Origin of the sequence: Gallibacterium genomosp. 1, assembly GCF_000771875.1 — a bacterium.
In the GTDB taxonomy this organism is placed as follows: Bacteria; Pseudomonadota; Gammaproteobacteria; order Enterobacterales; family Pasteurellaceae; genus Gallibacterium.
Window position 1 is genome coordinate 33,659 of record NZ_JPXX01000004.1, and the last position, 15,206, is coordinate 48,864.

Here is a 15,206-nt window from a genome sequence, read left to right on the forward strand (position 1 = left end):
ACAAAAAAAATTACACAAAAAAACAACAAAGAGCTAAGTAAAAAGCACTGCAAATGGAACGCATATTTGCCATTAAAAGGATAAAAAGGCGAGTTCAATAGTGTATCCATTAAACATTTTTAAGGAATTTAAAAAATTTAAGGAGGCGATAAGCCATGAACAAGATCTATAAAGTTATATTTAATCGCAATAAAAATCGCTATGAAATTGTGTCTGAATTAGCGTCTAGCCGTGGTGGTAAATGTAAAGTTAAGGCTGGAAAGCAGATTGCTAAACTTTTTATGACTGGCTTATTAGCCACTTTCCTTAGCAGTGTGGCATTAGCGGCAGATCAAGACGTTAAGGTTAAGTATGATGCTGATACAGGCACAATCAAAATTTTTAATGCAGATGGGAGTCAAGAGCTAGCATCCTATGCAGTAGGTGGGAATATAAGCTCTATTGATCCTAATAAGGGCACGTATCCAACTGGGACTATATCACTAGGACAAGGCAGCAAGGTTCTTCAAAATAATACGATTGCTATTGGTACCGATGCTCATGCTGGTGATGCCAATGGTTCTGTTACTCAAAGTGATGGTAAAATCGCGATTGGTAATAAAACCGTGGCTAGTGGCGAGAGAAGTATTGCATTAGGGAATCAGGCAACCACGAATAAAGGTTCATATAATATCGTACAAGGAAATGACTCGATTGGTATCGGTACGTCTACGAGTGTATTTGGTTATTCTGGCGTGTCCATTGGGCGTCGCAATATCATTGGGATTCCAGACCCTAAACTTGTAAGTGAGGCCGGAGTGCTAACTACAAAGAGTAATACTTCGTATAAAGAGAAGGACCCAGGGGGGAATAGTGTTATTGTAGGTGCCTATAATGTGGCATATGGCAATCGTTCGAGTATTATTGGTACCTATTCCCGTGCTATGGGCAGTAATAGCGTCGCTATTGGTAGTGGCGTACAGTCCTTAAGTGATGGTGCTATTGCCATTGGTAAAGGTAGTGGTTATGAGTTTGAAGATGGCTCTCGCAAAGTCCGTAGAGAAAAAGAGTCTTATGGTCGTGATTGGGAATTGCCACCAGAATACAAAGTATTAAAACAGGTACTTAGTAATGATATTGCAGGGGATGAACAATATAAAAGAACAGAACCAGGAATTAAATGGGAAAATGGTGGAACCTTACCTAAGTATAATAACTATGGTGCCGGCAGCAGTGATCCCGGTGGTTTTATTGTAGAGGGGAAAAATGCGCTGGGTGTTGGTAGCTACACTCAGGTGCGTGGGGACAGTGCCATTGGTTTGGCAACGGGGGAAATGACAGCAGATCTTTCTAAAAAAGATAAGTCTGACTATGCCAAAGATATGGGTAAAATCATGGATATGGAAGAAACCTTGTACCTTGCAAAGGAGAAATTGAAGAGTGGTTCAACTAGCGATAAGGCAACACTAGAAGCTGAGGTGCAAACTGCTGAAGAGAGTTTGGCAGCTGCCAAAAAGGACTTTCGTGAGAAGTACTTGAAAAAGTATTCCTTCGTCGATGGTGATGGTGCCCTAGGTGTAGGGCGTCAAATCTTGGCACAAGGGGATCGCTCTATGGCGGTTGGTGATTTTGCTAAAGCTATTTCTAACGATGCTATTGCTTATGGTGGTCAAACGTTGGCAAATGGTACTAACTCTATGGCGATGGGTGGTGCTGCCAAGGTAGGTACAGAGCAAAAAAATTATGATAACAGTATGGCAATCGGTTCGCATACCAATGTACAAGCCGGCAATGCCGTAGCATTAGGGGCGTTTACGAAGGTGGGAGGTGAGAACTCATTGGCACTTGGTTTTGGTAAACAAGCTAATGATAGTGCTAAGACGATTACCTATAATAGCGTAACCGGTAGCAATTCAACTCTGATTGGTAGTTATAGTAATGTAGCAGGTAGTAACTCAATTCTTATCGGTAGTAGCGGTAGCATTGCCAATGACCGTGTCGTAGGGCTAGGTAATAATATTAATATTGCAGAGGCAGGCCCAAATGACCAAAAAAATAATACAGCAGGCTCGGTATTCTTAGGGGATCACGCAGGGTATGTGAAAGATTCTGAACGTGCTCGTTCGTTGGGCAAAGTTACATTGGTTGGCAGTAAAGAGGAAAAAGAATTGACTGAATCCTTAAGTAGCACCAAAGGGGCTTTGCGTGATTATACTAAGGATTTTATCTACATTTATATGCTAGAAAACCAAGCTGATGGTACCAAAATAGGTGCGCCTATTGCCGTTCGTAGCGATTTCGCTGGTGGTAATTCCACCGTTGGTGTAGTCAGTGTAGGTTCCACTTATGAACAAAACTTTGATAGTCTTGAAGAGATTAGAAACTATCATACGAAAGTGGGCTCTCTTATTACGGTACCAGTAGAGGTTGAAGTCGAAGTAAAGAAAAATGGTATTAAATTAGGCAAACAAAATCAAACCCGTTACTTTGCAGCGGACTCAACGGAGGAGGCTATTAATGCAGACAGCACATTGTCAGAGGAAGATAAGAAAAAGGTGTGGAAGGAGATTCAAGCAAAAACATTGTCTTCTGGTTCAACGTACACCGTATTTGAAACTCGCCGTATCCAAAATGTAGCACCGGGTTTGATTGGTTCTAACTCAACGGATGCTATCAATGGGTCGCAATTATTTGCCACTAACCAAATGCTAGGCAATTTGGTGGGCAGTTTGAAGAAAACCTTTGGCGACAATGTAAACATTACCGAAGACGGACAAATCGGCCCGAAAGATAAAGATACTCCTTTTACCTTAGGATGGATTGCTAAGGCTGGTTCCGTAGAGGGTTCAAATGGCACAGTAGCCTATGAAGTTGATAAAGCGGAGGGTGAAACAGCAGAAGCCAACAAAGCGAAAGCAGAGAACCTTAAGTCGACAGGTTATGTTGTAGATGCCGCTAAAACAATGACTTTTAAAGCAGGCAAAAATATCGGTTTAGTACAAAAACCAGGTGAGCTCAGCATTAGCACCGTTGATATGCCAAGCTTTAAGTCCGTAGAATTGCGTGGCGAAACGAAGGATGTTGACGGCAAAAAGGTTACTGAAGTCACTAAAATCGACTCAAGCGGTATGAAAGTGGTAACAGAAACTTCAACACCAGCGAGCGATGGCAGTACGACTCCTACAGTAACAGAAAAAGTTTCCACCACCGTAGGAAAAGATGGAGTGTCTACAGATGGAAGCGTTAAAGTAACGAATGGAACAACAGATCTAGTAACCATCGACAAAGGTACAGATGGTTCTGGTACGGATCAGGAATATGGCAAAATTGGTTTAGATGGTAAAAATGGTAGCAATGCAACCATTACCGTTGACCGTGGCACTAGCTCTTTAGACGATAAGAAGAACATCGGTACCGATCCTAATCGAGACATTAGCAAAGACAACCCAGCTAAAATGGATCGCATTACATACACAACGAAGAACAAAGATGGCAATGATGTAATAACCCACGAAGTGGCAACGATGGATGATGGCTTGTTCTTCTCCGGCGATAGTGCTGATGGCGTAGCCAATGAGAATGGTGCAGATAAAAATACATTTGCCCGTAAGTTAAGCCAAGAAACGAAAATCATTGGTGGTGTTGACTTAGGTTTAACTGATAGTGCAAGCGCAAAAGAACGTCAGGAAGCCATTGCTGAGAAATTAACAGATGGCAACATTGGCGTTATTTCTGACGGCACCGATACACTTACAGTTAAATTGGCAAAACAATTAACGGGCTTGGATTCTGCAACCTACACTAGCCCTACAACGAAAACAGATGATGGTGATGATGCTACATCTACTATGAAAGTAGACGGTAATGGCGTGCGCTTTGTGGATAATAACGGAGATACGGTGAACAATACACCGACCTTCACTACTGATGGCATTGATGGTGGCAATAAGCAAATTACCAACATTGGTTCAGGTCTCAAAAATGGAGATACGACTATTTCTATTTCCGATTTGAAGGATCCGAATAAGGTTCCACCTACAAGTCCAGTGTTGAACAATGCCGTTAACGTAGGTGATTTGAAAAATATCATTGATACGGGATTCCAATTGAACACATCGGGTCAAGGAACAAACCCTGCTGACACGGTTAAGATTGGTGATACTATCCAAGTGGTAGATGGCAAGAATACAACTGTTTCTGCTATTACTAATCCATCCACTGGCGTACATGAATTCCATATTGATGTAACAGGATTACCGGTAACGTACACGGCAAAAGAAGGCAAAAATGGTCAACCAGTCGATGTATCCAAAGTAGGGGATACTTATCAATTAGCCGATGGTACGAAGCTAGTTAACTATGGTGATAAGTTCTACAAACCAAATCAAATCGTCAATGGACAACCAGTAGGGGATGCACAAGGATTCACTATTAATGACGATATTCGTTTAGTAAATCCTAACAATGGCACGGGTCCTGTGAAGATTACCAATGTAGCACCAGGTGTAGGTGATACTGATGCGGTTAATATGTCACAGTTGAAAACCTTGTCGGCTGGTTCTAAAATAGAAGTGACAGGCACTGGGGCAGCAGAAGTTACGAAAGTAACCGGTGCTGACGGTCAAAATATTTACAATGTACATGTGGACAAAATCCTATCCCATAAAGATGCGGCTGGGAATGAACTCGTTCGCGGTGGTGATGGCAAGTACTATACCAATGAAGAGATTAAGGATAAAACATACATACCTAGCGAAAATAAATGGTATAGTAACCGTGATATTACGGACGGTAAACCAAATAAAGATGCACAAGCGGTAACACCTAACCCAGTAGACCAAAGTAATGTAAAAACTAGCTTGGTGAACCCTAATACAGGCGTAGGCACTGGCACGGATACGTCCATGACATTAGATAATGTTAAATCCGGCATCGGTGGCAAAGCAGGTAACGGTATTAAAGACGGTACAACCGTTGATAGCACGCAAGGTAACAATACTTTCATCAAAAACCTTGAGAAAGTAGGCGGCACGGACACCGATGCTATCGACAAAACAACTGTTGTCAACGCTGGCGACCTCAAGAACTTGGCAGATACCCCATTATTCTTTAGCGGTGATGCAGCTGATGGCAAAGAGTATAATGGTACGAAAAATACCAAGAATACATTCGGTCGCAAGTTAAGCGAAGAAGCGAAAATCGTTGGTGGAGTAACTACACCAGCTAATTTAACGGATAACAACATTGGCGTCGTATCTAACGGCACAGACACCTTAACCATTAAATTGGCGAAAGAGCTTGTTAACCTAACTTCTGTTGAAACCGGTTCAGGTAATAACAAAACGAAAATGACCGAAAATGGCATCACTACTACGGTCAAAGATGGGGATACCTTTAAGGTAACCACCACAACACCAAATGGTTTAGCAACCACAGAAGTGAAATTAGATAGTGAGGGTATGCCAAAAGGTGAATCAACGACTACAATGGTGACTACTGATGGCGTCACTATTACAACCCAAACACCTAAGAACGGAGATAAACCAGCAAGCACTACTGAAACGAAGCTTTCTAAAGACGGTCTTGCAACAGACGGTACCGTTAAAGTAACGAATGGTAAAACTGGCGATGACGCAAAAGACCTCGTCACTATTGGCAAAGGTGCAAAAACTGATCCAAACGCAACGGATAAAGAGTTCGGTACAGTAGCGATTGATGGCAAGAATGGTTCTAAAGCGACATTGACTGTAGATCGTGGCACTAAATCTGTTACTGACTCGGCGAATGTTGGCAAAGATCCAACTAAACCAATAGACAAAAATAACCCAGTTGCAGGAATGGATCGTTTAACCTATACCACTACGGGTATTGGTGACAAAACGATTGAACACCAAGTGGCAACCTTAGATGATGGCTTCTTCTTAACTACAGAACATACCGAAGCGGATAAAACGAGAACAGTGTTATTTAACAACACTATTAAAGTTTTAGATGGCGCTAATACAAAAGTTTCCGCTATGGGTGGCGAAAAGGGAACGCATACTTTTAGTATTGACGTAACCGGCTTGCCTGTAACCTATACGGCAACCAAGACGGATGCTAATGGTGCACCAACGGGTGAACCTGTGGATGTATCCAAAGTGGGCGATGGTTACCAATTAGCGGATGGTACAAAACTTGTGAAAGTAGACGACAAGTACTACAAACCAGAACAATTGGAAAACAATAAACCTAAACCAGGTGAAGAAGGCTTAACCATTAAACAAAGCGTATCCTTAGTGCAAGATAATGGCGCACCAGCGACTTTAGAGCGTGTTGGCAGTGGTCGCCGTAATGGTATGAATGCTAATAAAGATACACCAATGGATTGGAATAGCATTCTCAATGCAGCAGCGGATAATGCTGAGGTTAATAATATGCTTACCAATGCAGCCAACATCGGTGATGTACGTGACGCTATTAAGAGCATTACTAACGGTACTGACGACAATGCAATTGGTGGCTTCGGATTAACTGGTAACAATGGCGAAGTGAAACAAGACCTTGGTAAGACCATTACCATTAAAGGTGGCATTGAAACAAAACATGATGCAGCTACGAATAAGGACGTTCCAGCGAAATCCACAACGGATAAAAACACCTATGTAAACGTGAAAGATGTTCCGAATGCAGACGGCAAAGGTTCGCATAAGGAAATGGTGATCGAGATTGCCAAAGATCTTACTGATTTGGATAGTGTAACCGTAGGTTCCGTTGATCCAACTACTGGTAAAGGTGAAACAACCAAGATCACTGGTAAAGACGTAACCATTAAGGACAAAGCGGGTAATACCAATACATCTACTGCTACTAAAGATGAGTTGACTAACGCTAATGGCGATAAGACAACGGTAGAAGCTGGTAAAGTAGACGTATCTAAGAAAAATGCTGATGGCACTACTAGCAATACGAATATTGATGGTAGCAAAATCACCCTTGAAAACAAGGATAAGGATAGCAACACCGTAGGTTCTAAGACTGACATTGGTACTGATGGCATTAGAATTACCTATAAAGACGATAAAGGTAAAACTGATCCTAAGAAAGATGTTAGCCTCACCGACAAAGGTCTTAACAATGGTGGTAACCAAATCAAGAATGTTGGTAGTGGTCTAGTATATAAAGATGGTAGTAAAATCACGGATATAGCTGGTATTACAGATCAAGACATTCTTAGCAATGGTGTGAATGTTGGTGATTTACAAAAAGCGATTAACTCAGTAACCAATAGTAGTAATGGCGGCGGTTTTGGCTTAAAAGGCAACAATGGTAAGATAATGCAAGACCTTGGTAAGACCATTACTGTTAAAGGTGGCATTGCGAACAAGGTTGATGAGGCAGGTCAAGACCTTCATGTGCCAGAAAAATCTACAACGGATCAAAACACCTATGTAAACGTGAAAGATAGCGAAATGGTTGTGGAAATTGCTAAGGACCTTACTGATTTGGATAGTGTAACCATTGGCAACGTTGACAAAGATGGCAAGGGTGGCACTGTTATTAACAAAGATAGTATGACTGTTAAGGATAAAGATGGTAAGAACAGCACTAACATTGGTGCAGGCACTATTGGTACTTCTAAGACCGATGGAAATGGTAATACATCTAGCACTAATATCAATGGCAGCCATATGACTTTGGAAAACAAGGATAAGAATGGCAAGTTAACAGGTCCTAAGACTGAAGTATCTAATAAAGGTATTACTATTACACCTGTTGATAAAAAAGATGGTAACCCAATTGAGGGTAAAAAAGTCGAGCTTTCTGATACAGGACTAGATAATGGTGGTAACCAAATTAAACATGTAGACAGTGGCTTGAAAAAAGAAAATGGAGATTCTGTTAAGTTGGAAGATGCTATTGGTGACATGCTTAATAATGCCGTTAACGTTGGCGATTTACAATCTGTTAACAAAAAACTTAAAGACGATATTATAAATATCAGTAATCAGGTTGATGATATAAAGAACTCTGCACCAGTTGTCTATACAGATGCAAAGGGTAAGCGTGTTTCTAAACAAGGAGATAAATTCATTAATGAAGATGGTAAAACAGTTGAGCCACAAGAGATTAAGCTAAGTTTGGTAAATGTAGATGGTAAACCAAGCACATTGCAAAATGTGGCTAAAGGGGTTAACAAGACAGATGCTGTTAATGTAGAACAGCTTGAAGAGGCAACAGAAAAACCGCTAACATTTAATGGTGATACTGGCTCATCTAGTGCCAAATTAGGTGAAACCGTTGCTATTAAAGGTGGTGCAAATAGTGCTGATTTAACTGATAATAATATCGGCGTGATCGCAAATAGCTCCACTAAGACTTTAAATGTGAAATTGTCTAAGAAACTGAAAGGCTTAGAAAGTGCAGAGTTTGTAGACAATAATGGCAATACCACTAATATTACAGGCGATGGCGTGCATATTAGTGGCGGTAATGGAGGTAACGTGTCATTAACTTCTCAAGGATTGAATAATGGCGGTAACAGAATTACCAATGTTGCGCCGGGTGTGGAAGCAACCGATGCTGTCAATGTTAGTCAGTTGAATCAGGTTGGTGCAGCTTTACATAACCGTATTAATAATGTGGCGAAAGGTGCATATGGTGGTGTTGCTTCTGCTGGTGCAATGGCAAGTTTGCCGCAAGCCTATTTACCAGGTAAAAGTATGGTTGCCGCTGGCGCAAGCCATTACCGTGGAGAGTCTGCAGTAGCATTAGGTGCATCTCGTATTTCAGATAATGGTAAGATTATTTTGAAATTAAATGCTAGCCATAATACTTCAGGAAATACAATGGTTGGAGCTGGTGTAGGCTATCAATTCTAGTTGTATTCTGTTATCTTGAGTCGAAAATAACCAACTAACTATCCAGTTAGTTGGTTATTTCATTATTGTAGTGAAGATAAAAACACCATTTTAATTGGGTAGAATCAATAATAAGCAAAATAATATGGTTATATTGTTTGAATGGAGAAACGGATGAAAAAAATTATTGTGGCAATATCTGGAGCATCGGGCATTGTTTATGCCATAGATTTACTGCAATCTTTACGAACAATAGGACAGCCGATAGAGATTCACGGCGTGGTGAGCCATTGGGCAAAAGAAAATTTGCGTATAGAAAGCAAAATGCAATTATCGGAACTATATCAGCTTATGGATTATCACTATTCCAATCGAGATATGACATCAACTATTGCTTCCGGCTCTTATTTAATTGATGCTATGGTTATTGTGCCAGCAAGTATGAAAACAGTTGCAAGCATTGCTTGTGGCTTTCACGATAGTTTGATTGGTCGAGCCGCAGATGTGACTTTGAAAGAACAACGTAAATTAATTATTGTGCCACGTGAATCACCGTTAAGCGTTATTCATTTGGAAAATTTGACCAAATTAGCAAAATTGGGAGCACATATTATTCCGCCTATTCCGGCATTTTATCACCCACCACAATCAGTAGATGAACTCATTCGACAGCAGACAGGGAAAATTCTTGATTCATTAGGAATAGCACATCAATTGATTCCTCGTTGGCAAAGTGGAATTACGGAAAATCAAGTGCTTTAGTTAACAGATGATAACAATATCGCTATTAGGTGCAGCCTAATTTTAGCAGAGCGTAAGAAAATTTCACCGAAAACGGTTATTGCTAATTTAACAAGCGATAAAAATGTGCAAAAATAACAATGTTTATTGATATCCCTCTTAATGCAAAGGTTGCTAAAATAACCGTTTATTTGATAGGGATTAGGTTCCAAAGTTCATCTATGGCTTAAATAGCTAATTATTTATTATGGAACAATAAGGAAATATTAAGAAAAGACTTCTTAAACATAGGTTTTTTATGAAAACAACAGCAGAAATTAGACAATCTTACTTAGATTTTTTTCATAGCAAAGGACACCAAATTGTAGCTAGCAGTTCATTAGTTCCAGAAAATGATCCAACTTTACTCTTTACTAATGCCGGAATGAATCAGTTCAAGGATGTTTTCCTAGGGATTGATAAACGAGCTTACCACCGTGCGACTACGGCACAACGTTGTGTGCGAGCAGGTGGGAAACATAATGATTTAGAAAATGTTGGTTATACTGCTCGTCATCACACTTTCTTTGAAATGTTGGGAAATTTTAGTTTTGGTGATTACTTTAAACACGATGCCATTCATTTTGCTTGGGAGTTTTTGACTTCTCCGCAATGGTTAGGGTTACCAAAAGAAAAATTATGGGTCACCGTGTATGAAACCGATGAAGAGGCCTATAACATTTGGCATCAACAAATTGGCGTGCCGGCAGATCGTATTGTCAGAATTGGAGATAACAAAGGCGCACCTTATGCTTCTGATAACTTCTGGCAAATGGGAGATACTGGGCCTTGTGGGCCTTGTACTGAAATTTTCTATGATCACGGTGATCATATTTGGGGTGGTCCTCCGGGTTCTGCTGAAGAAGATGGCGACCGTTATATCGAGATTTGGAATATTGTGTTTATGCAATATAACCGTTTAGCAGACGGCACAATGGAAAAATTGCCGAAACCATCTGTAGATACCGGAATGGGATTGGAACGTATCAGTGCGGTATTACAACACGTTAATTCTAATTATGACATTGATATTTTTAAAGTATTAATAGCTAAAGTGGCAGAAATTACGGGTGAGAAAGATCTTGCCAACAAATCTTTACGAGTAATTGCCGATCATATTCGTTCTTGTGCTTATTTGATTGCTGATGGCGTTTATCCATCTAATGAAGGGCGTGGTTATGTATTACGTCGTATTATTCGCCGTGCAGTACGTCACGGTCATTTATTAGGAGCAAAAGACACTTTCTTCTATAAATTAGTGCCAACCTTAATTGAAGTTATGGCTCAAGCCGGAGAAATTCTTAAAGAAAAACAGGTGCATATCGAAAAATTATTACGTTTGGAAGAAGAACAATTTGCTCGTACATTGGAACGTGGCTTAGCGTTATTAGATGCTGAATTGGCTTCCTTAAAAGGTAATGTTCTTTCCGGTGAAGTGGCATTTAAACTTTATGATACCTATGGCTTCCCATTAGATTTAACAGCCGATGTTTGTCGTGAACGCGATATTTCGATAGATGAAGATGGTTTCAATCGTGAAATGGAGGCTCAGCGTGAACGAGCGCAAGCAGCAAGCCAATTTGGTATGGATTACAATAATTTAATCCGTGTTGATGGCACTACTGCCTTTGAAGGGTATCACGCAGCAGAAAGTTTAGCCAAAGTGAGCGCAATCTTTGTTGATGGAAAAGAAGTTAATCAGGTTCAAGCTGGACAAAGTGCAGTGATTGTGCTTGAAAATACTCCATTCTATGCGGAATCGGGTGGGCAAATTGGCGATAGCGGTATTTTAGAAAGTGCTGATGTGCTATTCGCTGTAAATGACACTCAAAAGTATGGTCAAGTTTTTGGTCATATCGGCGAGTTAAAAAAAGGCGAAATCAAAGTTGGGCAGACCTTGCACGCTGTTGTTGATGAAAAACGCCGTCAAGCAACCTCTTTGAACCATTCTGCAACTCATTTGCTTCACGCTGCCTTACGTCAGGTGTTGGGAACTCATGTAGCACAAAAAGGCTCTTTAGTTTCCGATAAAGTATTACGCTTTGATTTCTCACAACCTGAAGCGATATCCAAAGCACAAATTACGGAAATTGAACGCATCGTGAATGCGCAAATTCGTGCTAACTACGAAGTTCGTATTGAAGAAATGGATATCGAAGTGGCAAAAGCGAAAGGTGCAATGGCGTTATTCGGTGAGAAATATGGAGATAGAGTGCGTGTGATTACTATGGGCGATTTCTCTATTGAGCTTTGTGGTGGTATTCACGTTAAGCGCACAGGTGATATCGGGCTATTCAAAATTGTTTCTGAAAGTGCAATTGCAGCAGGAACTCGACGTATTGAAGCAGTAACAGGTGAAGAGGCGTTTAATGTGGTATTAGCGCAACAATCCTTACTGACACAAAGTGCGGAGTTGTTAAAATCTGATCTGCCTTCTATTGTCGAAAAAATTCAACAATTGCAGGATAGAGCGAAAAAACTTGAAAAAGAGTTACAACAATTAAAAGAAAAATCCGCTGTTCAAGCAGTTTCTGATCTAGCACAAAAAGCACAGACTATAAATGGTGTTAAAGTAGTAATAGAATCAGTGACTGGCGTTGATCCTAAATCATTGAGAATAATGGTCGATGATTTGAAAAATCAACTTGGTACAGCAGTGATTGTTTTTGGTGCAACACAGGATGAAAAAGTCAATCTTATTGTTGGCGTTACCCAAGACTTAACCGGTAAAGTAAAAGCTGGCGAATTAGTAAATCAACTAGCACAACTTGTCGGTGGAAAAGGGGGTGGCAGACCAGATATGGCGATGGCCGGTGGTAATGAGCCAGCAAAATTGAACGAAGCTTTAGCTTTAGCTCAGCAATTGTTAGCGGATAAGCTATAAAAAATCACCTCCGAAAGGAGGTGGATGACCTCGTGAAATGAACCTATCTGAAGTAACAAGATTGATAAATTTCTAATGGAAAAATACAGGAAAAGGAGTGAATTATGTTAATTCTAACTCGAAAAGTGGATGAGAAATTATTGATCGGTGATGATATTGCTATCAGTGTTCTTGAAATACGAGGAAACCAAGTCAAAATTGGCGTAGATGCACCGAAGGATGTTGCGATTTATCGTGAAGAAATTTACCACAAGGTAAAAGAAACACAGGATAAAGCACAACAAGAAGAGTAATTTTGGCAACTGAAAAATGAGGTAAAAAATGGATAAAATAACCTGTTTTAAAGCTTATGATATTCGTGGGCGCTTAGGAGATGAGCTTAATGCGGATATAGCTTATCGAATTGGTCGTGCTTTTGGGCAATTTTTAAAGCCGAAAAGTATCGTTGTTGGTGGCGATGTACGTTTAACCAGTAAAGAACTGAAAAGTGCAGTAACAAACGGGTTACTGGATTCCGGTGTCGATGTTATCGATCTCGGTCAAACCGGAACTGAAGAGATCTATTTTGCTACTTCATTTTTAAAAACAGATGGTGGAATTGAGGTCACTGCAAGCCATAATCCAATGGATTATAACGGCTTAAAATTAGTACGTGAGGGTTCACGTCCAATCAGCGGTGACACCGGCTTAAAAGATATTCAACGTCTTGCTGAAGAAAACAATTTTCCTGAAGTCACCACTAGAGGTCAATATAAACAAATTTCCGTAGTGGATGATTATGTTGCTCATTTGCTTTCCTATATTGATTTAAGCAAATTAAAACCACTTAAATTGGTGATTAATTCCGGTAATGGTGCTGCTGGCCCTATTGTGGATAAAATCGAAGCCGTATTTAAACAAAAAAATGTGCCGGTTGAGTTTGTGAAAGTACACAATAATCCAGATGGAACTTTCCCTAATGGCATTCCTAATCCTTTACTTCACGAAAATCGTCAGGATACCATTGATGCAGTATTAAAAAATAAAGCAGATATGGGCATTGCTTTTGACGGTGACTTCGACCGTTGCTTCCTATTTGATGAACACGGTAATTTTATTGAGGGTTATTATATTGTCGGTCTATTAGCTCAAGCATTCCTACAAAAAACACCGGGTGCAAAAATCATCTATGATCCTCGTTTGATCTGGAACACAGAAAAGATCGTGAAAGAACACGGTGGTGAAGCAATAATGTCCAAATCCGGCCACTCATTTATCAAAGAAAAAATGCGTAGTGTTGATGCTGTTTATGGTGGTGAGATGAGTGCGCACCACTACTTCCGTGATTTCTTCTATTGTGATAGCGGAATGATTCCGTGGTTGTTGGTGACCGAATTGCTCTGCACCACCGGCAAAACCTTAGGTGAATTGGTCGGACAAAGCGTAGAAACGTTCCCATCTCCGGGTGAAATCAACAGCAAATTGGCAGATGCGAAAGCCGCAATCGCACGTGTCAAAGAAGCCTATGCACCGAATGCGGTTGATGTCAGTGAATTGGACGGTATCAGTATCGAATATCCTAACTGGCGTTTTAATTTGCGTTCTTCCAATACCGAACCGGTTGTGCGTTTGAATTTGGAAACACGTGGTGACAAAGCCTTAATGGAAGAAAAAACTGCTGAAGTGTTGGCATTATTACGCAAATAATCATTTAAAGATAACATTGAATAGCCGCACGATTGTGCGGTTATTTTGTATATAAAACAACAGTATATATCAAACAACAAAAGGAAATTTTAATGAAAGCGATAATTCCTGTTGCAGGTTTAGGAACAAGAATGTTACCGGCGACAAAAGCAATTCCAAAAGAGATGTTGACGATTGCGGATAAACCGTTAATTCAATATATCGTCAGCGAATGCGTTGCTGCCGGCATTAAAGAAATTATTTTAGTTACACATTCCTCAAAAAATGCGATAGAAAACCACTTTGATACCTCATTTGAACTGGAAACAATGTTGGAAAAACGAGTAAAACGTCAATTATTGGAAGAGGTGCGTTCAATTTGCCCGAAAGATGTCACCATTATGCACGTGCGCCAAGGTTATGCTAAAGGCTTAGGACACGCGGTACTTTGCGGTAAAGCATTGGTCGGAAACGAACCTTTCGCCGTAGTATTGCCGGATGTGATTTTGGCTGAATTCACCGCCGATCAAAAAACAGAAAACTTAGCGGCAATGATTAAACGTTTTGAACAAACTCACGCCAGCCAAATTATGGTAGCTCCGGTAGCAAAAGAAGATGTTTCCAGCTATGGTATTGTTGACTGTGGCAATGAAGATCTTAGCCTACAGGAAAATGCAGTAATTAAGAATATTGTGGAAAAACCAAGCGTGGATAAAGCCCCTTCCAATTATGCAGTGGTCGGACGTTATGTTTTCTCCGCAGCAATTTGGGATCTACTTGCCAGAACGCCAATTGGTGTCGGTGATGAAATCCAATTAACTGATGCAATTGATATGTTGATTAAACAGGAAACTGTAGAAGCCTTTACAATGAAAGGCAGAACATTCGATTGCGGTGATAAACTCGGCTATATGCAAGCGTTTGTCGAATATAGTTTGCATCATCCTAAATTAGGTGCGGAATTCAAAACTTATTTGAAACAGCTGGCAACTAAGATTTAATTAAAGTATTCACATTAAAAAGTTTTTAATCTCCTTTCAATTAAACAAACCGCCTAA

At 40.2% G+C, this 15,206-nt stretch carries 6 protein-coding genes; all 6 read left to right on the forward strand.

Annotated features, from left to right (window positions below; translation table 11 throughout):
• The first annotated feature begins 155 nt into the window (after positions 1 to 155).
• The 6 genes from JP36_RS01250 to galU all read left to right on the forward strand — a co-directional run bounded on the left by JP36_RS01250 (position 156) and on the right by galU (position 15,149).
• Entirely contained in the window at positions 156 to 8,840 is an 8,685-nt protein-coding gene (locus JP36_RS01250) for a YadA-like family protein (protein ID WP_039171157.1), read from the forward strand.
• A 153-nt stretch (positions 8,841 to 8,993) separates the two neighbouring features.
• The gene (locus tag JP36_RS01255; protein WP_039171161.1) at positions 8,994 to 9,581 is read left to right on the forward strand and encodes a UbiX family flavin prenyltransferase; all 588 of its coding nucleotides are present in this window, start codon (positions 8,994 to 8,996) and stop codon (positions 9,579 to 9,581) included.
• Between the two features lie 277 nt (positions 9,582 to 9,858).
• Positions 9,859 to 12,483 carry an alanine--tRNA ligase gene (gene alaS / locus JP36_RS01260; RefSeq protein ID WP_039171163.1) on the forward strand — a complete coding sequence of 875 codons (2,625 nt, stop codon included), beginning with the start codon at positions 9,859 to 9,861 and terminating at the stop codon, positions 12,481 to 12,483.
• Between the two features lie 104 nt (positions 12,484 to 12,587).
• A complete protein-coding gene (gene csrA, locus JP36_RS01265; RefSeq protein WP_021462397.1) occupies positions 12,588 to 12,776 on the forward strand; it encodes a carbon storage regulator CsrA in 189 nt (62 codons plus the stop codon).
• Positions 12,777 to 12,804: 28 nt separating this feature from the next.
• Positions 12,805 to 14,169, forward strand: a complete 1,365-nt coding sequence (locus tag JP36_RS01270) for a phosphomannomutase/phosphoglucomutase (protein WP_039171166.1) — start codon at positions 12,805 to 12,807, stop codon at positions 14,167 to 14,169.
• Between the two features lie 92 nt (positions 14,170 to 14,261).
• Positions 14,262 to 15,149, forward strand: coding sequence for a UTP--glucose-1-phosphate uridylyltransferase GalU (galU, locus tag JP36_RS01275; RefSeq protein WP_039171168.1), 888 nt, complete (start codon positions 14,262 to 14,264; stop codon positions 15,147 to 15,149).
• Positions 15,150 to 15,206: the final 57 nt, after the last annotated feature.

What these genes read in the sequence shown, in the direction of transcription:
- JP36_RS01270 (WP_039171166.1), top strand. Translation starts at nt 12,805, where the DNA reads ATGGATAAAATAACCTGTTTTAAAGCTTATGATATTCGTGGGCGCTTA.
- JP36_RS01250 (WP_039171157.1), top strand. Translation starts at nt 156, where the DNA reads ATGAACAAGATCTATAAAGTTATATTTAATCGCAATAAAAATCGCTAT.
- alaS (WP_039171163.1), top strand. Translation starts at nt 9,859, where the DNA reads ATGAAAACAACAGCAGAAATTAGACAATCTTACTTAGATTTTTTTCAT.
- csrA (WP_021462397.1), top strand. Translation starts at nt 12,588, where the DNA reads ATGTTAATTCTAACTCGAAAAGTGGATGAGAAATTATTGATCGGTGAT.
- galU (WP_039171168.1), top strand. Translation starts at nt 14,262, where the DNA reads ATGAAAGCGATAATTCCTGTTGCAGGTTTAGGAACAAGAATGTTACCG.
- JP36_RS01255 (WP_039171161.1), top strand. Translation starts at nt 8,994, where the DNA reads ATGAAAAAAATTATTGTGGCAATATCTGGAGCATCGGGCATTGTTTAT.